At 43.9% G+C, this 19584-nt stretch carries 29 protein-coding genes; 10 read left to right on the top strand and 19 right to left on the bottom strand.

Annotation, left to right across the window (positions count from 1 at the left end; genetic code table 11):
• Positions 1-32: 32 nt before the first annotated feature.
• The 5 genes from ACMXYT_RS19475 to ACMXYT_RS19455 all read left to right on the top strand — a co-directional run bounded on the left by ACMXYT_RS19475 (position 33) and on the right by ACMXYT_RS19455 (position 4824).
• Positions 33-1550 (top strand): hypothetical protein, encoded by a 1518-nt coding sequence (locus ACMXYT_RS19475; protein WP_415913272.1) that lies wholly within the window; start codon positions 33-35, stop codon positions 1548-1550.
• A 252-nt stretch (positions 1551-1802) separates the two neighbouring features.
• Positions 1803-2954, top strand: a complete 1152-nt coding sequence (locus ACMXYT_RS19470) for a discoidin domain-containing protein (RefSeq protein WP_415913271.1) — start codon at positions 1803-1805, stop codon at positions 2952-2954.
• A gap of 209 nt (positions 2955-3163) precedes the next feature.
• Positions 3164-3889: a hypothetical protein gene (locus ACMXYT_RS19465; protein WP_415913270.1), complete on the top strand. Its 726-nt coding sequence runs from the start codon at positions 3164-3166 to the stop codon at positions 3887-3889.
• A 115-nt stretch (positions 3890-4004) separates the two neighbouring features.
• A complete protein-coding gene (locus tag ACMXYT_RS19460; RefSeq protein ID WP_415913269.1) occupies positions 4005-4454 on the top strand; it encodes a hypothetical protein in 450 nt (149 codons plus the stop codon).
• Between the two features lie 109 nt (positions 4455-4563).
• Positions 4564-4824 carry a hypothetical protein gene (locus ACMXYT_RS19455; RefSeq protein ID WP_415913268.1) on the top strand — a complete coding sequence of 87 codons (261 nt, stop codon included), beginning with the start codon at positions 4564-4566 and terminating at the stop codon, positions 4822-4824.
• 21 nt (positions 4825-4845) lie between these two features.
• Here ACMXYT_RS19455 and ACMXYT_RS19450 read toward each other — a convergent pair whose 3' ends face one another.
• The 6 genes from ACMXYT_RS19450 to ACMXYT_RS19425 all read right to left on the bottom strand — a co-directional run bounded on the left by ACMXYT_RS19450 (position 4846) and on the right by ACMXYT_RS19425 (position 8066).
• Positions 4846-5070, bottom strand: coding sequence for a hypothetical protein (locus ACMXYT_RS19450; RefSeq protein ID WP_415913267.1), 225 nt, complete (start codon positions 5068-5070; stop codon positions 4846-4848).
• 3 nt (positions 5071-5073) lie between these two features.
• Positions 5074-5631, bottom strand: coding sequence for a hypothetical protein (locus tag ACMXYT_RS19445; RefSeq protein WP_415913266.1), 558 nt, complete (start codon positions 5629-5631; stop codon positions 5074-5076).
• Positions 5632-6063 carry a hypothetical protein gene (locus ACMXYT_RS19440; protein ID WP_415913265.1) on the bottom strand — a complete coding sequence of 144 codons (432 nt, stop codon included), beginning with the start codon at positions 6061-6063 and terminating at the stop codon, positions 5632-5634. It lies immediately after the preceding gene.
• 290 nt (positions 6064-6353) lie between these two features.
• Positions 6354-6476, bottom strand: coding sequence for a hypothetical protein (locus ACMXYT_RS19435; protein ID WP_415913264.1), 123 nt, complete (start codon positions 6474-6476; stop codon positions 6354-6356).
• 41 nt (positions 6477-6517) lie between these two features.
• A complete protein-coding gene (locus tag ACMXYT_RS19430; RefSeq protein ID WP_415913263.1) occupies positions 6518-7147 on the bottom strand; it encodes a hypothetical protein in 630 nt (209 codons plus the stop codon).
• Positions 7148-7325: 178 nt separating this feature from the next.
• Positions 7326-8066, bottom strand: a complete 741-nt coding sequence (locus ACMXYT_RS19425; protein ID WP_415913262.1) for a sporulation protein — start codon at positions 8064-8066, stop codon at positions 7326-7328.
• Positions 8067-8298: 232 nt separating this feature from the next.
• Here ACMXYT_RS19425 and ACMXYT_RS19420 point away from each other — a divergent pair, with 232 nt between their 5' ends.
• Positions 8299-8640, top strand: coding sequence for a hypothetical protein (locus tag ACMXYT_RS19420; protein ID WP_415913261.1), 342 nt, complete (start codon positions 8299-8301; stop codon positions 8638-8640).
• 317 nt (positions 8641-8957) lie between these two features.
• Here the strand turns inward: ACMXYT_RS19420 and ACMXYT_RS19415 are convergent, their stop codons facing one another.
• The 6 genes from ACMXYT_RS19415 to ACMXYT_RS19390 form a co-directional block, all read right to left on the bottom strand.
• The gene (locus ACMXYT_RS19415; RefSeq protein WP_415913260.1) at positions 8958-9479 is read right to left on the bottom strand and encodes a hypothetical protein; all 522 of its coding nucleotides are present in this window, start codon (positions 9477-9479) and stop codon (positions 8958-8960) included.
• A gap of 267 nt (positions 9480-9746) precedes the next feature.
• Positions 9747-9959, bottom strand: coding sequence for a hypothetical protein (locus ACMXYT_RS19410; RefSeq protein WP_415913259.1), 213 nt, complete (start codon positions 9957-9959; stop codon positions 9747-9749).
• A 148-nt stretch (positions 9960-10107) separates the two neighbouring features.
• Positions 10108-10293 (bottom strand): hypothetical protein, encoded by a 186-nt coding sequence (locus ACMXYT_RS19405; protein ID WP_415913258.1) that lies wholly within the window; start codon positions 10291-10293, stop codon positions 10108-10110.
• Positions 10294-10334: 41 nt separating this feature from the next.
• The gene (locus ACMXYT_RS19400; protein ID WP_415913257.1) at positions 10335-10907 is read right to left on the bottom strand and encodes a hypothetical protein; all 573 of its coding nucleotides are present in this window, start codon (positions 10905-10907) and stop codon (positions 10335-10337) included.
• A gap of 54 nt (positions 10908-10961) precedes the next feature.
• On the bottom strand, positions 10962-11534 hold the full coding sequence (locus ACMXYT_RS19395; protein ID WP_415913256.1) for a hypothetical protein: 573 nt from the start codon (positions 11532-11534) through the stop codon (positions 10962-10964).
• Positions 11531-11884 (bottom strand): hypothetical protein, encoded by a 354-nt coding sequence (locus ACMXYT_RS19390; RefSeq protein ID WP_415913255.1) that lies wholly within the window; start codon positions 11882-11884, stop codon positions 11531-11533. The genes ACMXYT_RS19395 and ACMXYT_RS19390 overlap by 4 nt, the downstream gene beginning before the upstream one ends.
• A gap of 159 nt (positions 11885-12043) precedes the next feature.
• Between ACMXYT_RS19390 and ACMXYT_RS19385 the strand changes: the two genes are divergently transcribed.
• From ACMXYT_RS19385 to ACMXYT_RS19375, 3 genes are all read left to right on the top strand, one after another.
• On the top strand, positions 12044-13198 hold the full coding sequence (locus ACMXYT_RS19385; protein ID WP_415913254.1) for an RCC1 domain-containing protein: 1155 nt from the start codon (positions 12044-12046) through the stop codon (positions 13196-13198).
• A 4-nt stretch (positions 13199-13202) separates the two neighbouring features.
• The gene (locus ACMXYT_RS19380) at positions 13203-14348 is read left to right on the top strand and encodes an RCC1 domain-containing protein (RefSeq protein WP_415913253.1); all 1146 of its coding nucleotides are present in this window, start codon (positions 13203-13205) and stop codon (positions 14346-14348) included.
• Between the two features lie 62 nt (positions 14349-14410).
• Entirely contained in the window at positions 14411-14923 is a 513-nt protein-coding gene (locus ACMXYT_RS19375) for a VRR-NUC domain-containing protein (RefSeq protein WP_415913252.1), read from the top strand.
• A gap of 44 nt (positions 14924-14967) precedes the next feature.
• Here ACMXYT_RS19375 and ACMXYT_RS19370 read toward each other — a convergent pair whose 3' ends face one another.
• From ACMXYT_RS19370 to ACMXYT_RS19340, 7 genes are all read right to left on the bottom strand, one after another.
• On the bottom strand, positions 14968-15192 hold the full coding sequence (locus tag ACMXYT_RS19370) for a hypothetical protein (protein ID WP_415913251.1): 225 nt from the start codon (positions 15190-15192) through the stop codon (positions 14968-14970).
• Positions 15193-15458: 266 nt separating this feature from the next.
• Positions 15459-15740, bottom strand: a complete 282-nt coding sequence (locus ACMXYT_RS19365; RefSeq protein ID WP_415913250.1) for a hypothetical protein — start codon at positions 15738-15740, stop codon at positions 15459-15461.
• Positions 15740-15925, bottom strand: coding sequence for a hypothetical protein (locus tag ACMXYT_RS19360; protein ID WP_415913249.1), 186 nt, complete (start codon positions 15923-15925; stop codon positions 15740-15742). The genes ACMXYT_RS19365 and ACMXYT_RS19360 overlap by 1 nt, the downstream gene beginning before the upstream one ends.
• Before the next feature lie 415 nt (positions 15926-16340).
• Complete coding sequence (locus ACMXYT_RS19355) at positions 16341-16847, bottom strand: hypothetical protein (protein WP_415913248.1); 507 nt, start codon at positions 16845-16847, stop codon at positions 16341-16343.
• A gap of 64 nt (positions 16848-16911) precedes the next feature.
• A complete protein-coding gene (locus ACMXYT_RS19350; protein WP_415913247.1) occupies positions 16912-17229 on the bottom strand; it encodes a hypothetical protein in 318 nt (105 codons plus the stop codon).
• A gap of 1 nt (position 17230) precedes the next feature.
• Positions 17231-18040, bottom strand: coding sequence for a hypothetical protein (locus tag ACMXYT_RS19345; RefSeq protein ID WP_415913246.1), 810 nt, complete (start codon positions 18038-18040; stop codon positions 17231-17233).
• Between the two features lie 60 nt (positions 18041-18100).
• Entirely contained in the window at positions 18101-18724 is a 624-nt protein-coding gene (locus ACMXYT_RS19340) for a hypothetical protein (protein ID WP_415913245.1), read from the bottom strand.
• 292 nt (positions 18725-19016) lie between these two features.
• Here ACMXYT_RS19340 and ACMXYT_RS19335 point away from each other — a divergent pair, with 292 nt between their 5' ends.
• On the top strand, positions 19017-19538 hold the full coding sequence (locus ACMXYT_RS19335; RefSeq protein ID WP_415913244.1) for a hypothetical protein: 522 nt from the start codon (positions 19017-19019) through the stop codon (positions 19536-19538).
• The last annotated feature ends 46 nt before the right edge of the window (positions 19539-19584 follow it).

The raw sequence follows: 19584 nt of genomic DNA, 5'->3' as shown, positions 1-19584 counted from the left end.
ATGCCAAATAAAAAAACTCCGAGAAGATCCTGATGTTAGAAAAAATCGATCACTTATTTGATAGCAAGCATGTTGAATTCAAAAGTAATAGTCGAGTTAGGCTAATGCCTGAAAAGTGGGTGATTGGAAATAAGCTTAAGCATAGGGAATTGTATTTTGGTCGAGTGTGTAAATCTTCACACCCTGAAGCTGTATTTACAGAGTATAAAGATGCTCAAGGTCAAAATATTTACTTAAGGCCTATTGTGAAGGGGCAAAAGCTTGATAGCAGAACATACATGGGTACCGGCGATGAAAGTCTTAAAGCATACCGTTGGAAAGGTGATTTAAAGACCGGATTATGTGAGGTGGGTGTGCATCATGTGACGCGTAAATTATTAATCGCGTGGTTTAATGCACTAAATGAGAAGTATGTTCACTTGCTTGCTGTTGATCCTATCTTTAGAAGTCTATACCTACTCTGGGGAACCCATGATTCAAAACAGATTCAGGGTTTTATAGCGTGCTTTACGGATAAGCATCGAAATTTATTTACCACATTACCTTCTTGGTATTTTGATGAGTGGCTAGTTAAATTTGAAACACTTAAAAATCCGCTTGAAGCATTACGTAATAGCCTTTTAAGAAATAATTGTAAGAGGGGTAACTTCAGCAGCTTAGAGTGTTGTACAGCTCATATTGCTTCTAGATTAATGGAAGTTCCTATTTGCTTAGACGATAAACCTAAACGAAAGCAGGGGCTTCTTAAGGCGCAGAGTATTTCATTTTATGGCGCCTCAAAGCGATCGAGGCTCTTAGAGTATGATGTTGCTTTCCCGCACGCGAAGATTTCATTTGAATCTGCAACTATTAAAGAGGGTGGTTATTCTACTAAAGGAATAGAGATGCATTTCGATCGATTTATTGCTCACCGCGCTTATGCAATTGGCGGGAATCGCCGTTTGAATGGGATGTCCGTTCTAAAATACGGTAATAAATCAAAATTAAGTCGATTAATGAAGCGCGAGGGTGTTTTTACTCTTGATGATAATGCAATGGTGGATGCTTTTGATCGCATAAAACCCTGCCCAGTTGAGCTGGTTAAGATTATTAAGCCAATGAGTTACAACCATTGTTTTGGTTATCAAGATTCGGGCAATGTCTTTGTTGTATTTAAAATGCCAGAAGATGCCACGGTTTCCCCAGTGAGCCCATTGCTTCAAGAGTGGGTTACTCAGCTGTGTGAGTATGGACTTTTGAATAAGAATTCTTCGAAGCAGGGCTTATCAGAAATATCGACAGAAGAGAAAATTGATTCAGGAGAAAATGAGCGAGTGGTGGCAACGGAAGCGCCTCAAAACAATGTGCTTGGAAATCCGCAAACAAGTTCTGTTTGCAGCATTATGGAGGCCTATAGAGGTATTTTGCTGCATGCGGATGCGATGCATCTTGAGTATTTGGGTATGAAATCTGTGGCAGAGAGATTGCCAGAAGCGCTGGGGTCTATCGTCTTATCGCTGCATTCAGCGATGGAAGCTTTGAATTCATCTAGTGATTTGGAGGCCGCGTAATAATGGAAACCTTACTATTAGCACTACTCCTGATTGCTTGTTTAGGCCCATGGGCTCTCTTGCTGTTAGATGATAAGCCTTACGCGTTTATTTGTGCGTATCATCCCGAAGTGCTGGATAAGGAGAGATAAAGTTACTTTCAAGGGATTGGTGGGAGAAAAATGGACGGACGCTTACCAATGCGGCTTGTGAATTTATATATGTCCTATTAATATATCAAAAATAATAAAAAATCTCAGTTGAGGTGTTTCAATGAATAGGTTTCAGTTAATTGCTGTGGGTTGTCTTGTTTCGGTGAATGTGCAGGCAGATTTTGTGTATCGAACTCCTGCTGGTATGCAGATATTGTCATCAGGCAAGCAGGAAGATCTTGAATCTTCAGGCCATTACAGTACTTGCATGAATGTTGAAGTTGGGCACACCTGTGATATAAACAATGATACAGTTCGTTATGCTGGGGAATACAATGGCTCTCCTTTATATATGGATGTCTTTGATCACTCTCAGTACGTTATTACGGGCACTAGAGGTTATATTACAGGTATTGATTCTGAGGACGGATTGTCAAATTCGCGTGGTATGTTAGATTCCGTTCTTTATGGACTTGGAGATGATAACCCGGTAGATGGCGATGTAAATAACGCCTATTTAGCCTGTATGAATAAGGGATCTAACTGGTTCGTGCCTAGCAAGCAGGAGTTGAATGCTGCTGTTGATTCACTCAGGGCTGCGACAGGCAGTGCTGGGATGTCTAACGAGCAATATCATACGTCAAACGAAAGAGATGGTGTCTATCAATACACTGCAAATGGTTCATCAGGTGCTTACAGTTTTAATTATAAGACAAGTGCAATGAAGGTGCGTTGTTTTGCTAAAGATCAGGAAAAGCATTTGCTGACAGTGGGGCCACGCAATAATGTTGCCCTACTGGGGGTAAATGGACTGACTACCAGCTCTTATACTGCTAGCTCGACATACACGTCTGATCATCCGGCAGGTGGGTTTGATGGAGGTCAGGCTCATGGTGCTTATACAGATTATGGTCACGTTTACGGTGTTCAAAATCGCGGTGTTTGGAACTCAGCTCAAAATCAGCAAATCAATGCTTGGTTGCAAGTTGATTTTGGTCCCAATAAGACTGTTAAACTTGCCGGTTTGAATATTTTAAATCAATCTGCGCTTGATTACGCGGTGGCTTATCGAATGCCCAAGGATGTTACCGTAAAAGTATCAGATGATGGTGTGAACTTCTCGGATGTGCAGAGTTTTACTAACTTGCCACAGCAGGCCTTGAATGTTTTGAATATTGCATCGCCAGTTGAAGCTCGGTTTGTTCGATTGCATGTGGATGCCAACTACGGTGGAGATATTACATCTATTTTCGAATTAGAGATTTTTGAGTAAGACTTCTTTTCTGAAAAACCCGCTTATTGAGTGGGTTTTTTGTTGCTATTTTCTTTCTGGTTCTTATAATAGTTATCAGGTTAAGCACACCTGATCCCGCCGTGTGGCAAAGTGGCTTTTTACATATCCTGATTGAATTTATGACGTAATAACTCCAAGTCAGTCAGGTATAGCGGCGATACCACGACTGCAAATATGGAGAGTTTGTTATGTCTAGATTTACCCTAACAGCGGATCAGAAAGATGATTTCGCATCCTTGGTAACTGTCATCCTGCGTACTGCAATTGAGCAAAACATCTGGGATGAGGTTTATAAGTTATTTGCGTTCAATAAAGGCTACGATTCAAGTCAATTTGATGAATATATATCAGGCCTTGGGATTAAGCCTACCGGCTTACTAAATATGGTCAGTCAGATCTTGGGTTATAAGAGTCATTCGGACCTACTTCACCGCGGTATTGTTGAGGGTGAGGCGGAAGAGGTGGTTCGGTTGCCAGAGTTGGCGGAAGGCGAGGGCGACTTCGTTGCAAAGCGTCCTTTCTTCGATGAAGATCCTTATATTGAGGTGGCTGTAGGTATTGGTGATATTATTGGGCATTTCTGTCCATTAGAGTGTGATGCTGACACTTGGAATAAAGCAGTGGTAAAGGCCTTTTCGGATATTGTCTATGAGCCCATTGGCAGTATGCATCCATATTCTGTGTATTTGCTATCTCTCTATGAGTATGATGGCATGGAACGCGAGATTTCAGATTCTGAAGGGCCTTGTTTTTACCTACGTCTACCGGGTGATCCTTCAGTAGGCATTCCGAGAACGACGGCGTCGCCTTATTTTGACACAGCTGATGAATTGGAGGCACATTGCAAGCGGCATATTAAGGCCTATCGGCAAGGTGCTGTATCGGAGGATGGAGTTCCTGATTCCGTTTTGTGACTAGCGAAAGCCTGCTAATTGCAGGCTTTTTTGTATAGGAAATAAATACTGTTTGTCAATTAATTAGCGTTATAGTAATATGAAGTTATTCAAATACTAATAAAAGGATCTCACTATGATAGAAGCGAATTGGCTCCTGATTGGAGTTGGGGTTGTCGTGGCCGTGATTATTGCGGTTATGATTTTCGGTAGCGGGAAAAAAGCACCAGAACCTACGACAGAAGCCCCTCGTAAAACGGCAGCGCACAAGCCCACCTCGAAGAACTCAGCCAAATCGGCATCACGCCGTCGTCATGATGATCGCTATCACAATAGTCACCATAACCATATGATGCACGATGATGGGTTTGAAGAAGATTATGGTGATCTGGAAAACGTTGATTGGAATGTCGACCAACACCTGCCGGAAACCAATACGCAATGTGATGAACCGGTGCGTAGCTATGAAGCCCCTCCAGAGCCTACACGTTCGTATGAAGCCCCTTCTGAGCCAGCAAGTGGTGGTTATTCAGGCGGTGATTCCGGCGGCTGCGGTGGTGGTGACGGTGGTGGTGGCGGTGATTAAGTCACGACAAGCCTAAAAAACCCGCATTATGCGGGTTTTTTGCTATAAGCATTTCATGCAAAACAATAGTATGTTATTGTTTTATTATAACAATAATAAGGAGTGGTGCATGGCCAGCTTAGATTTCATCAACGCTAGACTTGATGTTTTAAATGATCTACCACCCAACAGTAATAATGTTTCTGGTTACAAACAAGTCCTTGAGATATATCCTAGAATTAAATCACTTCAGGATAAAGGGCATTCACTGGAAGCTATTTACGATTGGATTAAGTGCAGCAAAGAAACTCCCGATGGCTTGGATATTGCTTTTGGTAGCTTTAAAAACTACATGGTGACTGCAAAAAAACATTATACAGAAGCACAGTGATATTGAGTGCTAAAACCCGCATTATGCGGGTTTTTTGCTATCTGAAGCTAGCTGCTTCTGTAACTTGTATATCAGTTCTGCGATTTGGTTGCAGGTTTCTGACACTGCATCCGAGTTGTTAATTTGTGGATCGACTTGTATGCCGGTTCCATGTCCCGCTTCATACATGTTTTGGATATTAGCATAGGCTAGATGATCGCTGTCGATATTCACCATGCCGTTTTGCACACTCACTCGTAAATTCATAATCTACTCCATCCTGTAAGCAATGTTATTTAACGCCGTGTCTAATTTGGTGATCTCTGAAGGCTCACCCGGCTCTTTCATATCTTCGATGAATGCATACGGTGAGGTATAGCCATCACCATCCCAGCAGAGAGGTGTATAGGCACAAAGGTAAAGGCGGTAGTCGTACGTACCCTTATGTGAGGCTAAAAATACCTTGGACTGCGGGTAGCTCCGCTGAATCTCCGCTAAGCGCTTTTTCCAATACTGGACTGTCCGTTCAAACTCTGTCGGAGAAAGCGGTACAGTACCACTGGCGTGGATCTTAGGGTCTTCTGACTCACACACCTGTAGCTCAACTTCAGAGACCACACCCAAAATATTGTTATGGATGGCTAGGTGCTGTGTTGCATACTTACTTCGACAGTGAATGCGCGGATCACCCAGTGCAAACCGATCTTCATGGTTAATCTCATCAGGCCACGCGTGTCTCAGCAAGTCGGCCTGTGGCTTTTCATCCCAGATCAGCTCGCGGCACGTGACGGACAGAGGGGCTTCACTTTGTTTCCGGTAATAGTGCATCTAGGCGGCCTCGTATTGTTCTAGGCAAGAAAGTGCAGCCTGAACGTCTTCTATATTGATCCTTTCAATGGAGGTTAGATAACCCATCCACTCTTCTTTGCTATTGAAGTAGGATAGCCCCTTAATTTGCTTATGGCTAAGGCACTCAATAGAACGTGTCGTCACGGCCAATTCACCAAATACGGCAAGAATACGGTCGGAAAAGCGTGTTTCTGCACAGCTGAGCACTACCTTTGTTCCACCAGTACGCATCTTTACGGTTTGGCTATAGATATTAGGGTGTTTGAGTGCAAACTCACGTTGCTTCTCATAAAAAGAGTAGCCGCAACGGGGGCAGGAGCCTTCTTCCCGAGATGAGGTGTTTAAATGCTCATTGCAATGACCGCACCGGCGTACACAACGAACCAGCTCAGGGTATTCTGTTGCATCCATAGCTAAGCGCTGTCCCTTTTCCGCTTGATATATGGAGTCATGCCGGAGGAGGTAAGCTCTATCTTTACGAGAGTTTCATCAGGCTTGATTTCACCGGCCTGTCTCAGCACGGATTCCAGTCGGTCCCATGAAACAAAGCCGGTCGTGGATGACTTTTCGTTACTGTACTTAATTTCCATCTAATTATCCAATTTACAATAACCTTTATTATAATGATTAATAGTATTTAATCAAGATAATCGCAGGTAATAAAAAAGGCCGCATAGCGACCTTTCAGTACTAAATTCAGGCTATTTTGGCTGATCTTCATCAACCAGCTTCATAACCTTAAAATAACCCCATGCCATTGCACCTACCATCGCACCAATGATCACTAGGCTTGGCACCAATACTTCCACACTATAAATGTCCATAGGACCTCCAAAAATTGATTGCATTAATATTATATAGGAAATTAACCATCGGTCAATCCTGCTTTCTTTCGCGCTTCTTCCCATTTGGCTAAATTTTTGGGCTTTGCGCTATCTCTTTCAGTGATATGTCCCAGTGTTTTGACTAATACTCTCATTACTGTTCCCATACAATCATTTATTTTTTCAGGCGGGATTATTTGCTGTTCTTCTTTAGAGAGCCAGATATCAATTCTTCCCGCTTCTTGGATATAATCGCTGCCATCGAGACGATCTATAACATTTTGGGTTTTATCTTCAACGGGATCGTGAGAGGAGCAGCTGTTCCCATTAAATTCGCCTAGTTCAACTTTATATTCAGTATTATTTATTGACACAAGGGCATTAAGATTAGAAAACAAAATTCCATCAACATAAAGACTTAATTCAGCAACGTGTTCTTGGATGATATAGCGATCCCAAGTGTTGTTTTTATTCACGAATGAATACCCTTCTGCCTTGAGAAGGTAGGGTGAAGGCTGCTTGCCCAACATCGAGCGGGCCAGTGATTTCCCATAATCTGTTACTGAAATGGCTGAAATGGCTAAAATGGCAAAAATGGCTAAATACAAAGCGGAGATAAGAATATTGCGTTTCGTGTTTGTGGATTTTAGGTTGTTAATAAAGTTGTTCATGTGATTTGCTGGCCGTTAATAATTCAAATTTTATGGGTATTTTTTACACGGCATTCCATAAGTCTTAAAAGCATTTGAAAGGCCGACGGGTTTTATCACCGGTAAACTCTTTTGTATTCTTGGCTTGCTTAATTAATGCAATAAAGGCCGCAATGCGGCCTTTATATTTCAACGGGTGTTATAGGTGTGACTGAAGCGATGCGATCATGTACGCCTCATCATCCGTGTTCACATCCATTTCGAAAGATGAGTAGCTATCACCACCGAAGGCGCGATCCTTTTCCATTAAAATGCCGGTCATGCTGTTATGCGTAATGAATGTTGCTTCAACTTCTTGTGTGCCAAAGCCACAGCCAAAGCTAGGGCGGAACTCAAATTCCTGATAGCAGTTAATTGTAGACTGGTAGGCTCCTGCAGTAGCTCTACCCACTTCAACATCCATTTTTTCAAGGTTGTAGCCAAGCTCATTCATTGCGTTGATCAGTGTTGCTGCAACCGGTGTTGGGTGGATTTCAAGGTAGTCTTTATCTGAAGAATCCAAGCCTGATTCAATATCCAACCCAGTTTCCAGCCATACACGGCAATCATTGCGTGGTCCATGAATAGCTGTAATTGGGGTTTCCTCGGGTAAGTTAAGTTCCACCTCTAAGGCTAATTCCTCTTTGGCCTTAACCACCTGATTAAATTCGACTGGCCACTGAGCAATTACAATAGGGGTGTAATAGGAGCCTTCATCACCATCCTGTTTGGCCATTGTGGCAACGGCCATTTTTAAGCCATTGACTTCTTGATCAACATCACCGCCTTTAATATTAATCCGTACATTAAAAGGCATGCCCGGCATCAAGTTATCTGTTAATAGCACTGCATCAACGCTTGCTGAGCCAATTCCTACGGACGCCATAATTTTCTTAAACATAATAAGCCTTATGTAAGTTATTTGGTTATTTGTTGGAGTAATATTATAAGAAAAAACAAACCCTAGCAACGATTAAGTCCTTTATTATTAGTGGTTTATTAAAATGAAAAAAAGAATTTAAGCAAATAATCCGCCTAAAAGTTGCACAAATAAAATTATATGTTATAATAATTTCAACGAATTAAGACATTCCGATGCCAGACGAACAACATGTATGTTGAGGAGAGAAGCGATGAACGCACAGGCAAAGACACTTACAATGGTTGGCCGTAACCGTAGTGGTTCTAAAAAACGTTTTGTAGTTGAAAAGGGTGTTATGGCACAGCAAGTGTTGGCAAGTGAGAGTTTTGCTAATGATTTAGGTCATGATGAAGATGTTGTAGATCCAAATCTTGCTGCACTAGAAGCCATGAGTCAGCCGATGGATATGACTTTCAGCTACGATGATGGTGAGGCTGAACAACCTGCGTTTGAGTCTCACACAGAGGCAATGCCGGTGCTGGATGGCCCTAAACATGATAAGCGTTACCGTGGTACAGGGCTTTATGGACGTAACCGCCGCCGTGATCGTTAGAACCGATAGTGATGCTGTAAATGGGCTCTATAGGTAATATAGAGCCCTTTTTATTAATCCTAATTTTTATCCATTATAGGGCTGTTCATGAAGTAGCTTGCCATCAAAGGAGTATATCCTTACTTCATGGGGTTTGCTGCGAATTTTGTCGCGAAGGGTGGCTCTTACAACTTTCCGGTTTTGTGGGATAGATTCTTCGTTAAGCCATTTTTTAATTGCATGGGCTTGCTTAACTACAGCTATCGAAGATGCTCTATTTCTTAATTCTAGCTCTTCCTTGTAGCCAAATTCACTCATAAGTTGAGAATGAATTAGTTTTAGTGCGGATTCGTCCTCCTGCTTTCCATCTCGCGAATCCTATTTTCTTCTGCAAGGCGCTCTTGGCGCTCTTGTTCGTTCCGCGCCCGCTCTTGCTTTCGTCTTTCTATTATTTCTTTTTTTAATGAGGTAACTTTGGTTTTTGGTACAGCAATAATGGACGGGTGATGCTTAATTGGGTTGGCCCATTGCTCTTTACGTACATCAATGCCTTTACCAATAGTATTCAGGTTAAATTGTGGTGTTACTCCTTCCTTTTCTGGTGGGAGAGGGCGTCGATTGGTCTTGTGGTTGATCGTTTTCTTGAGATATTGGCGGCATGGATCGTCTTCTTCAACCAAAGCTGTTCTTCGGCCCTGCTTGTACATAGTGGTGTACAGGTTTACTGCCGAAAAATCCTCTATGCCGAACCGCTCTTCCAGTTCCGTTAGCTCTTCAGCTATGATTCTCAGGATATCCTGTTTAGTTACAATGCCTTTTATGTTGACCTGAAAGCCACCATAGATGTCGGTATTAACCATTATTCGCCTTCGTTCACTAATTTAAGGGGGATTTCTGCAAGTATGTAGGGCTAATCTAGCGCTTTAAGGATCACGGAGTTAGGTGTTGAGCGTGTTTCAAGCTGACTTCTTTTTTTGCGGTACTGCACATGCATCTGCGCCCAGTAAACAGGCTTCGTACATAGTGAATCTTAAGCAACGCTCGCCTTTTGTGCTCAGAAACAGCATTCCTTAGGGCAAATCTTTCATCAGATAACCCTTGATGATGTTGCGTATCGTTTTGAATGATTAGGCTTGAGCGGCCTGATTGATTCCATAGCAGCGACGACCAAAGGCAATAGCTCGGCGTTTAATCTGCTCTTTGCTCATTTTGAATGGGCCAACATTTTCTGATACTGTTTGAGGCTTAGGCAGCTCGAGTGTTTTGCCTGCGTGAGGGCCAGTAGCGAATACGAGGTTGTCGTATGCTTCAAATTCAGAATTACTATCTTTTGTATGCATAGTGGTTTACCATAATGAATTTATTTCATTAGTATAAGGGAATTTTACTCATTTGGAAATGGGTTTCAATTAATTAAGCCATGGGTCATTAATAAAAGAGCTGCTTACTCCCTATTAAAAAAGCGGGACGTAGGGAGTTGTTATGGGGCTAATTGGTTAAGGATGATTTTAGCTGTTCTCGGCTGTCTTCGTTCTGAGGAATGCGGGTGTCTTCAAAGATTACGATATCTAACGTGTTTCGAATAAATGTTCGAAACTCAGCATCGCTTAATTGCTCATTATTAACATTGTGAGCGATTTGATTTACGAAATGTTCAGCAGGTATTTTGCTCATGATTTTTCCTTTAAAGCTTGATTCGGCTCGTATTAGCTACACTAGCTAATAGATATGGATTCATATTCACTAAGTAGTTCCTGACCGATTGGTAGTAACTGGTTAAAGCTACTGAACGCCGATCGATTAGCCCACTTAACCACCTCTTCTGATTTGGCATATTCTGTGGAGAAGTATTCTGGATCGGGATGTACACCTACACGGTATAAATCAAGCCTGTCTGCATCCCATAGGGTACCAATATCAGGATCGGCACTGTGCAGTTCGTGTGTATGCCCCGCGCAGGCGCGGCATAGTATTCCAGCTTCTCTTGGCCCAATCCCCAATCTCTGCTGAAATGACTCTTGGAAGTACGCAGCTCCACGTGCACCGTGCTTAGGATCTTCATAATCATTCAGTCGGCGACAATCATGGAAGATGGCAAATAGGACGGCGAGTTTATCGCTTGCGCCTGTTTCTGGGGCAAGGTATAGGCCATTAGCCGCAACACGAATCCAGTGAGGAAGCCCATGTTCTTGCATGATGTCCAGTTGAAACTGATCGATTATTTCGAACAACGCCTGCTTGGGTAGGTATAGCCGTATTAGTTCAGCAATTTCTTCGTCAGTCCGCATATTCATCTGTCCATTTTGTTTATGGCGTATCTTATAGTACGGAATACTTGCTTGTCACTTGCTGGCTGAACAAGTGGGAACCGGCGCAGTGGGCTTCAGCTTCACAAACTGAGCTGTGTAGCGTTGGCCATTGGAATCTGTATGTGCAAGTTCCACTGTATTTTCAGTTGGCACTGAGTAGGCCTGTCCCTTGGGGGCAAATAGCGACAAATTCCCCTTTATGTCACTAAAGTGCATAACCGAGCCCTCGCTGTGGTACTTAGCTTCAGCCTTACCAAGGATTTTTCTTTGGTCAAAACCCTTAAGAATTGTCTTCAATTCCATACCCACCCAATCTTTCTTAAAGAAGATTTGAAGAATACGGCATTGCCCTGAGTCGTCAACCTTGCGCCAGTAGAGTCCGTCAGGTCTGATATCAGGGGTAGGTATGGTTTTAAAATGAGCTAGCTGCTCCAAGTCTGCCAACGTGGGCTCTTTAGGTGTATTAAGCAATGTTTCGATTTTTTCGTGACGTTTTTGTTCGCCGTATCCGGCGTAAATTACGTAACCGATAGCAAGCAATAAGGAAATTGCAAAGACTAGGGGAGGGCTGATTTCTCCGCGTTGTTTGTGCTTAGTTGGCATCATGCAGCGACCTCAAGTAACCCGCAATAAGGGATCAATAGTTTATCAAGGCAGGCAGCGTTATCCCGATCCATTACCCAGATGCTCAGGGAATCTTCAGTTCGATTGACTTCAACTTCAAAGGAGGGATACAGAATGGAGAATCGCTCATCATTTACTGAGCCTTTGATTTCAGGATGACTCAGGCAGTCTACCAATAAAGCTCCCGGGAGTTGAATAACCTTATCAGTATCGGGCGTCTTTACCACTAGATGATCATCACCATCAAGGTACTCAACACCGGTAATAACGTCTACATCTTTAGTTTTCAGCTCCGCACAACCGGGAACGCATGTGGTCAGTTTGTTCTGCATTTTTATCATCCATCATTTATGTCTAGGTACTTAATATAATGAAAAAAAACATTAATGCAACCTGCTGGTAGCTATTGCGGAGGTGTGGGTTTGACTTAAATCATGAGCAATGTATTATTATAGGATTAAATAATAAAAAACAGATCCTAAGGTTTCTTCATGCTTAAAAAAGCCCTCGCTGCGTCCATTGCGGCCTTATCATTGTTGTCTCTTTCTGCCCATGCAGATTTTGTATACCGTACTCCGGCAGGTATGAAGTTCTCCCCTGCTGAAGCAGCGACGTCTGCCCCCTCAGGTGTTTCTAAGCTCGCGTGTGGCATTGATCATTGTTATGCACTTCGAGATGGCAATATCTGGTCAGTTGGCCGTAATAATTATGGTCAATTAGGTGCGCCATCCTTGTCCGCTGATACCTCAGTATGGACAGACACAGGTGTGGCTGCAGATGATGTAGCTGCAGGCGATTACCATGGTTTGGCATTAATCAACGGTAACGTTTGGTCGGTTGGTTATAATGCTCAAGGTCAATTAGGTCGCCCAGATGCGGGCAGTTATCATGGGGCTTGGACGGATACGGGTGTGCAAGCAACAGCGATTTCCGCAGCTCAGCTCTATAGTCTTGCGATTGTAAATGGCAATGTTCACCATGCAGGTGAAAATGGTTATCGAACGGCTGGGGATGGCACGACCTATGATCATGGTACGTTTACAGACACCGGACGCGCAGCAGAGAAAATTGCAGCAGGAGATCGACACGCTCTGGCCATTTCAGGCGGCCGTGTATTTAGTACCGGCGAGAATAATTATGGCCCTCTAGGCTTAGGTACTCAGACAACTGAAGCAGTTTGGCGTGATACTGGCTTTGATGCCGATGAGATAGCTGCCGGATACCGAATCTCCTATGCGATAAAGAACGGCACCGTATGGTCATCAGGACATAACCGTTATGGTCAGTCCGGTCGATCTAGTACGCATTACTGCTCAGGTTATGGCTGCACCTTATCTTTTGGTGATACAGGGCAGTCAGCAACAGCTATTTCAGCAGGTTATCTTTCAGGATATGCTATAGACGGTGGCATCATTAAATCTGTTGGTCGTGATGCGCATGGGGAACTAGGTATTGGTCAATCTGCGGGTTCTTATACTGTAAGTTGGCAAGATACAGGGCTGTCAGCGGAAGTAATCGAAGGATCACAGTATTTTGTAGTTGCTGCTTCGGGCGGACAATTACTTGGTTCAGGTTCGAACACATTTGGTCAGTTAGGTACTGGAAATACAGATAATCAAAACATCTTTACTGCAGCTCAGGAGTAGCAAAATGTTCAAAAAAACTTTAGTTGTTTCTTCATTAATATTGGCTTCCGGTTTTGCATCAGCAGATTTCAGGTATCAAACGCCGTTAGGTATGGATACGCCTGTGATTGCGTCAGAGAATCAGCCTGAGTTAAGCAACGCTTCGCAAGTTTCATGCGGTTATAATTTCTGTTTAGCAATTAAAAACGGTACGGTTTGGGCGGTTGGTGAGAATGGAGACTTCCAGTTAGGTTTAGGGATCTCAAGCAACGGTGTCGACCAATTGGCTTGGACTGATACCGGATTTACGGCAACTGCTGTAGCTGCTGGAGATGAATTTTCATGGGCTATTCATGATGGCACTATCTGGTCAGTTGGCAAGGCTGAATATGGCGAGATGGGGCTTGGTATTGTTTCTGATTCACGTCAAGAGTGGACAAATACAGGGCAAGCTGCAGATTTCATTTCTGTTGATCACAATCATGGGTATGCGATCAGTGGAGGGAGGGTCTATTCTGTTGGAGGAGGGGCTTCTGGTAAATTAGGGCTGGGCTCTACAAGTTCTTATTCCACCTTTCAGGATACTGGGTTTAATGCCGATCAGGTTGACGCTGGGCGTAACCATGGTATTGCCATTCAGAACGGGACTGTATATGTCGTAGGGGATGGGGGTAATGGCCAGCTTGGTGATGGATCAAGAACGGATCGATCCGTCTGGACTGCTTCTTCTATTGGAAATGCAACCGATGTGTCTGCTGGCTATCAAAACTCATTTGCGGTGTCCAATGGGGAGGTGCTTGTTACAGGCTATTCTTCCTACGGCCAACTAGGTATGGGGAATAGTACTCAGCAAAACAATTGGACTAGTAATGGCCAGACAGGGGTTACGGATGTTGAGTCTTCCCGTAACTCCGCCTATATAATTAAAGAGGGTGTGATTTGGTCTTCGGGAAGGGGCGCCTACGGCCGGTTAGCCCTAGGAACAACGACTAGTCATACAACATTCCAAGATACTGGCTTTGCAGCAGATGCTATCCATGCTTCAGATCATGGAGTCAGAGCTGTGAAGAATGGGGAAATTTATTCCGCGGGTAGGAATAATTCAGGCCAGTTAAGCTTGAATAATAAAGTTGATGTATCAGTGTTTACCTTGAGTGTAGATAGTCCATAAATATTTGATATATTTATTATTCTAGTTATAATTAAGTCCATACTAAGTTATGGGCTTTTTTAATGCGATTATCCGCGAAAGATGCAGTTAGGTTAGGCTTTATCTCGAAAAAAGACTTACCCAAAGAAGTCCAAACAGAGATGAAAAAACAGTCTAAAGATCTTGAGGGTGAAGAACAGTGTGAAGTGGTTAATCAATTCCGCAGTCTTTACCCAGTAGAAGGGCATCTGCTTATCCATATCCCTAACGGGGGTAGCCGAAAGAATAAGTTTGAAGGCTGGCGCTTAAAGCAACAGGGAACGCGAGCCGGTGTTAGTGACCTGCACCTACCGATCGCACGTGGCGGTTACTTTGGCTTGTGGATGGAGTTTAAGGCGGCACCGCCATTCGATGCGTCTATTCAGAATTCACAGATCCAGTGGCTTCAAGAGATGCGCGCTCAGGGTTATTACGCCGTTCTCTGTAAAGGCCCTGAAGCGGCTCTGAAAGAGCTTATCGCTTACATGAGCCTCCCCAAGACCATGCCTACACAATTCCCGCCTGAAGAAACAGGGGAGATCCGTATCGTTTCCTGAGGGATTCTGCGGCCTCCTTGCCGCACTTTTCGGCCTCTATTGGCTCAAACCTGACACTGACGTACATTTTCAGGAGTGACTTCGGCCAGCAGGTCATCCAGATCGATACCCTGTTCCTGCCAGTGATTGCAGCTTGCGTCTTCGTTGGTGCGGAAGGGCATAGCTGGGTTTAGGTTGCATTTGTAGGCGCGCTTATCACCTTCGTCCATTGTGGAGCCACCATAGTGCTCACAATGGCGGCAAATCTTGCCACACTCTTGATAGCCCATATTTTCTTTCAGTGCTTTTTCTAGTTCTATGTTGCTGATGTTGCTTCAGCCTCAGTTAATGCATATTTTTCAAAATCTTCATCGCCGGTTTCCTTATGCTCAAGGTTGCCTTGCTGATTGGTCACAAATTTTCCCTTAGGTAGGAAGGTGCGGGGGAATTTATTGTGCCACTAGCCGTACTCACTTGGGGTGCCATCACGGTTCGTTGTGGGGCCGCAAGCCGAACACAAGAGCATACCCTGACGCTACACATTGAAAGAGGCTCATCAGTACAACATAGCCTCTTCTTCAGGTGTAAGCTGAAACGTATTTAGCTCATTCAAGCTACTGTCGTAACGTGACTCAAATGGGACATAGGTGAACTCATATTTCACAGCTAGCGCGCGGGCATATGCGATCGCTTCATCACGCTCAGAGAAATTCCGGTCATTGACGCACGCCCAGTCGCTTCGCTGATACGATACGACGTGACTGAGATCACAAACTTGTATCTTGGTCTTATCCCCGCAGGGATGCATAATAAAATAAAACGTATCATCTGTCATCATTACTCTCCGAATATCGACAGTAGTGCCATTTGTGCTTTCCGTCGGGTAGGATACGTAGCCGCATCGACACGATGTCCTGCCAAACAATAGGAGTATCGGCCATTACCTACTGAACATATCCAGCCAGCAATCTGACCATTAAGATAAAGTGGCTGGCCAAACCAGCTGCGTTTCCCAAATTCCATAAATCACCTGCTTAATAAGGCTTTAATTATAAGAGAAATTAAAAAAAGCACAAGTCCGGTGGATTGCATATGGAAACAAAAAGGCCCGCAGAAATGCGAGCCTTTTAAATTATCATGCGAAAAGGTTAGCATGTCTCGACCAGCATCGTCGTTCCAGACTTCGTAACTTTCGCGAAAGTACCGCAATCATTTCCAAGTAGCCAGCCACCATCAATTGGGTGACTAAATTCTGGGCATGGTCGGTACTCCGTGGATTTGTTGGCGGAGAAAACGCGATACGCATCAAAAGCATCATGAAATGTCATAGTGTTGGCCTCTTAGAAGTAAGTAATCTTTTATGTGATCATATTATAATGGATTTATATTGCAGATCAATGAAATTATTGTGCGATGCACAATGATTTACATATGGGTATTAAGGTGCGTCTTCGGGGAAAATGAAATCATCTGAAAGGCTATAGCGGTCTAGTGAATTTATGTTCACAATGCCATTGTGGCGGGTTTTTACAACCACCTCTCTACCATTTGCAAAAGCTGGGGATTCACGCCGGTCTTGATCGACAATCCGATTGTCACCATCAATAAACAACACTTGGTTTCTGCCGCACTTTTGAAAATTCCAAACATGAGCGATCAATGCAGTGCGGTCCTGATAAGGCATCGTAGGGCGTGTTTTCAGTAACCATAAAAATCTACGGACCCGCGCCTCTGTTAATGGTTCATTATTGAGGTAAAGGCCGTAGCGTTTCGCCTCAAACACTGACATTTTTTTAAAGTTAGGATAGTGAAAGGGCGATGCTTTGCGGCGATCAGGGTTTAGGATGTACTTCATGCCCGAAGCAAGGTAATCCATTATCTGGCCAAATGTCATCAATGATCTCTCTGGACATTCTTTGTTACCAGAATATATGTTGGTCAGCATAAGTCAAGCTCCTAGCTTCAGCGACACATCCCTTCCTGAATCTAAGGTAAGCCTTGGGAGCAGGTTACCGGTAATTCGGGAACTTATCGACAGGGGTATTTGCAATGCGGCTGAGCATCGCATGAGCTACGGTAACATGAAAAGGCTCTGCGTCCAGCCCGTAGAATTCTCGCTGCGCCGGATTTAGAGCTTGTACTAGGTCAGTGTTACTCATTGGGCAGTGCGCATCTACAATGCCCGTCAAAATGGACGCTACATGCGGCATAGGATCACTATTACCTTTCAGATAGAAGCGTCGGTAAACGCTTTTAACGCGCTGCATCCCTTTGGCTGATTTGCAGGCGCGGATAAACAGGAGGTCGGTTTTTGAGATCGTAGTCATCTCACTTAAATCCTTTTTGGTTGGTTAGGTTAGCCATCTTCTTTAGGCAATGTCTGCAAGTGACATCACCATAAGCCTTATCATTGTGCTCTAGCCATTTGAACTTATCGGCGGGTTTACACAGGGCGTCGCCTGCACTTCGTTCCAGTCGCCCAACGAATAAGCCGGATAAGTTTAGAATGACCGCGTGATATTCACCCGGGGAATAGTGGCCACTACGGGCCCCTTCGTTAGGTGAGTATGGGTATGCTGTAGCAATCTTCAAGCCTTTTTCTGCAAGTATTCCCTTCATGTAGCGGGAGAGGCAAACAATCGCCTCATTTATTACGCACATTTGCTCATAGGCAATATTGCTCTGATGCTTTTTGTCGGCATCAGCTGATCGCCAGAACCGACTATACACTTCATGCTTGGCTTTTCTTTCTGTAAACAGGTGCTCAAGCATTTTAGTTAGAGCTTGTTTGTCGGGACTTTGCTGAATAAGGGATTCAGCGGGTGCAGTGTATTGCGCCTTCGCCTCATCAATCGCTTGTTTTTCACGTGCACGAGTCTCAGCGGCGTGATCAGCTCGAGCTTTATCTTCAGCCTTTTTGTCAGCTAAGGTTATACAGTGAAAAAAGCGAGACACCCACACTTCGACCTCTGCACCCTCTGGAAGGTCTGGCTCATCCTTTGTTAATGTTAAGGTTTCACCGCGCACTTGGATTTCACGAGCAGAAGTTGCAAGGCCCTGATGCACACCGTGGCGCATCGAATTGAAAAAAGATGGGTATAGCATTCCTTGTTTGGTCAGTGTGTAGGTGTGCGGCATACCAACCTCAGTATAAGCTTAAGTCAACTTTAATGAAAACAGAGCGTGAGTCAATGGGGCCTACGCCCGTTGTTCAGGAGTTCCGCCTTCCTGAGGTTGAGTAACCTCAGGCAGTGATAGTATCTCAGACTGATAGTGGCTAATGCGCTTATTGCTGTCTTGCACGCGTTCCATAGCTTTGCGTAAGCCATCTGAATGCATCTTTATCTGGCGTTGATAGCGATCACACGCATCCTGCTCACAATCCACTGCGTATTGCAGCGCACCGAAGCGGGAGTCGAAAAGACGATACCCTGCTAACATATAGCCGTCATGTGAGATACAAGGCCAAGAGGTGTCTTCGATGGAAGCTTCCTTAACAATTCCATCTAAAACGTAAAACACACTAATTGAGTCTAGTAGCTCATCGCTGCCATCGAGGTAACTTCCAAGGTCACCCTCAACGACCAATTTCATCAATTCGGACTGAATCAGCAGCATCTGCTTTCCATACCGTTCCGATGGAGAGTGTGGTGTGGTGGTGCCGAATGGACTAAGATGAATACTCATATTATCTAAATACACGGTAATTAAATCTGGGTAGTGCTGCAGACCTACATGTAAGTGATCAAGATCCCCATGTACAACAAAGTCTGTTTCCATACCTTGTGACTGTAAATATTTCTGCAATGATCTGGCTTTCATGCTATTACCTAAAAATGGACACTTTAGGTATATTATAATAAAAATAATCAGAATTGCAAGAGGAATAGTATTTGTCTTATTTCTAAACTAGAGGATGGGTGGTGGAAGGTAGTGGTGAGCGGGGCGGGTTACTCATCCTTTCACCCGCCGCCACGATCTCCTGTTGTATACTGCTGCGCTGATGTTTAGCGCCAAACAACCATGCTTACTATAAAGGAAAAGAATATCGGTATAAGTAGTTATTTGGGGTGGATTTCGTTATAATAATTAAATACCAAAGTAGGAGTTTATTATGGGTGTTGGTAATTACAGCCTTTCTGAAGGCAACGCGGTCTATATTGATTATGATGCGGTGTACGGTGATTTTGATTCAGATGAAGGCAAGTACTCTTGTGAAGAGTTTGAAGGTGATCATGACGCGCGTAACTGGGCGTATGAAGACCTGCTTGGCGACCTGAAAGGTATGATGCTGAGTAGCTATGATAAATGCGATACTTCTCAGGGCAATGCACGTTCCAATAGTGATGGTGATGGCGTTGTAATTGGGGAAAGCCGCCTTTTTGAAATTTCTGTCGTGGAGTGGGAAGGGTATTTTGCTGTATGTATTGGGATTCACCCTGACCTTGAAGAGGGAACTCGTGAGCATACATTAGCCGAAAACTCATTAGGGAAGACAACGGATGCTTATTTCACCAATCTCTCAAAAGTATACGGTGACAATTTGCGTGAGCGCAGCTGCGCATGGACTTCACATGTTTATGAGCCGCCTGTTGCTAAGCGTAAAGAAGTGGAAGACCCCTCACGCAGTATGTGATGGGAAGGGGTATTGCCTAATTGAGTCGAATTATTGATAATATGTT

It is taken from the genome of Neptuniibacter sp. QD37_11 (genome assembly GCF_047778105.1).
In the GTDB taxonomy this organism is placed as follows: Bacteria; Pseudomonadota; Gammaproteobacteria; order Pseudomonadales; family Balneatricaceae; genus Neptuniibacter.
The sequence above is the reverse complement of the archived record's forward strand: the minus strand, read 5'-3'. Positions and strand labels throughout refer to the sequence as shown.

What these genes read in the sequence shown, in the direction of transcription:
- ACMXYT_RS19475 (WP_415913272.1), top strand. Translation starts at nt 33, where the DNA reads ATGTTAGAAAAAATCGATCACTTATTTGATAGCAAGCATGTTGAATTC.
- ACMXYT_RS19470 (WP_415913271.1), top strand. Translation starts at nt 1,803, where the DNA reads ATGAATAGGTTTCAGTTAATTGCTGTGGGTTGTCTTGTTTCGGTGAAT.
- ACMXYT_RS19465 (WP_415913270.1), top strand. Translation starts at nt 3,164, where the DNA reads ATGTCTAGATTTACCCTAACAGCGGATCAGAAAGATGATTTCGCATCC.
- ACMXYT_RS19460 (WP_415913269.1), top strand. Translation starts at nt 4,005, where the DNA reads ATGATAGAAGCGAATTGGCTCCTGATTGGAGTTGGGGTTGTCGTGGCC.
- ACMXYT_RS19455 (WP_415913268.1), top strand. Translation starts at nt 4,564, where the DNA reads ATGGCCAGCTTAGATTTCATCAACGCTAGACTTGATGTTTTAAATGAT.
- ACMXYT_RS19450 (WP_415913267.1), bottom strand. Translation starts at nt 5,070, where the DNA reads ATGAATTTACGAGTGAGTGTGCAAAACGGCATGGTGAATATCGACAGC.
- ACMXYT_RS19445 (WP_415913266.1), bottom strand. Translation starts at nt 5,631, where the DNA reads ATGCACTATTACCGGAAACAAAGTGAAGCCCCTCTGTCCGTCACGTGC.
- ACMXYT_RS19440 (WP_415913265.1), bottom strand. Translation starts at nt 6,063, where the DNA reads ATGGATGCAACAGAATACCCTGAGCTGGTTCGTTGTGTACGCCGGTGC.
- ACMXYT_RS19435 (WP_415913264.1), bottom strand. Translation starts at nt 6,476, where the DNA reads ATGGACATTTATAGTGTGGAAGTATTGGTGCCAAGCCTAGTGATCATT.
- ACMXYT_RS19430 (WP_415913263.1), bottom strand. Translation starts at nt 7,147, where the DNA reads ATGAACAACTTTATTAACAACCTAAAATCCACAAACACGAAACGCAAT.
- ACMXYT_RS19425 (WP_415913262.1), bottom strand. Translation starts at nt 8,066, where the DNA reads ATGTTTAAGAAAATTATGGCGTCCGTAGGAATTGGCTCAGCAAGCGTT.
- ACMXYT_RS19420 (WP_415913261.1), top strand. Translation starts at nt 8,299, where the DNA reads ATGAACGCACAGGCAAAGACACTTACAATGGTTGGCCGTAACCGTAGT.
- ACMXYT_RS19415 (WP_415913260.1), bottom strand. Translation starts at nt 9,479, where the DNA reads ATGGTTAATACCGACATCTATGGTGGCTTTCAGGTCAACATAAAAGGC.
- ACMXYT_RS19410 (WP_415913259.1), bottom strand. Translation starts at nt 9,959, where the DNA reads ATGCATACAAAAGATAGTAATTCTGAATTTGAAGCATACGACAACCTC.
- ACMXYT_RS19405 (WP_415913258.1), bottom strand. Translation starts at nt 10,293, where the DNA reads ATGAGCAAAATACCTGCTGAACATTTCGTAAATCAAATCGCTCACAAT.
- ACMXYT_RS19400 (WP_415913257.1), bottom strand. Translation starts at nt 10,907, where the DNA reads ATGCGGACTGACGAAGAAATTGCTGAACTAATACGGCTATACCTACCC.
- ACMXYT_RS19395 (WP_415913256.1), bottom strand. Translation starts at nt 11,534, where the DNA reads ATGATGCCAACTAAGCACAAACAACGCGGAGAAATCAGCCCTCCCCTA.
- ACMXYT_RS19390 (WP_415913255.1), bottom strand. Translation starts at nt 11,884, where the DNA reads ATGCAGAACAAACTGACCACATGCGTTCCCGGTTGTGCGGAGCTGAAA.
- ACMXYT_RS19385 (WP_415913254.1), top strand. Translation starts at nt 12,044, where the DNA reads ATGCTTAAAAAAGCCCTCGCTGCGTCCATTGCGGCCTTATCATTGTTG.
- ACMXYT_RS19380 (WP_415913253.1), top strand. Translation starts at nt 13,203, where the DNA reads ATGTTCAAAAAAACTTTAGTTGTTTCTTCATTAATATTGGCTTCCGGT.
- ACMXYT_RS19375 (WP_415913252.1), top strand. Translation starts at nt 14,411, where the DNA reads ATGCGATTATCCGCGAAAGATGCAGTTAGGTTAGGCTTTATCTCGAAA.
- ACMXYT_RS19370 (WP_415913251.1), bottom strand. Translation starts at nt 15,192, where the DNA reads ATGGGCTATCAAGAGTGTGGCAAGATTTGCCGCCATTGTGAGCACTAT.
- ACMXYT_RS19365 (WP_415913250.1), bottom strand. Translation starts at nt 15,740, where the DNA reads ATGATGACAGATGATACGTTTTATTTTATTATGCATCCCTGCGGGGAT.
- ACMXYT_RS19360 (WP_415913249.1), bottom strand. Translation starts at nt 15,925, where the DNA reads ATGGAATTTGGGAAACGCAGCTGGTTTGGCCAGCCACTTTATCTTAAT.
- ACMXYT_RS19355 (WP_415913248.1), bottom strand. Translation starts at nt 16,847, where the DNA reads ATGCTGACCAACATATATTCTGGTAACAAAGAATGTCCAGAGAGATCA.
- ACMXYT_RS19350 (WP_415913247.1), bottom strand. Translation starts at nt 17,229, where the DNA reads ATGACTACGATCTCAAAAACCGACCTCCTGTTTATCCGCGCCTGCAAA.
- ACMXYT_RS19345 (WP_415913246.1), bottom strand. Translation starts at nt 18,040, where the DNA reads ATGCCGCACACCTACACACTGACCAAACAAGGAATGCTATACCCATCT.
- ACMXYT_RS19340 (WP_415913245.1), bottom strand. Translation starts at nt 18,724, where the DNA reads ATGAAAGCCAGATCATTGCAGAAATATTTACAGTCACAAGGTATGGAA.
- ACMXYT_RS19335 (WP_415913244.1), top strand. Translation starts at nt 19,017, where the DNA reads ATGGGTGTTGGTAATTACAGCCTTTCTGAAGGCAACGCGGTCTATATT.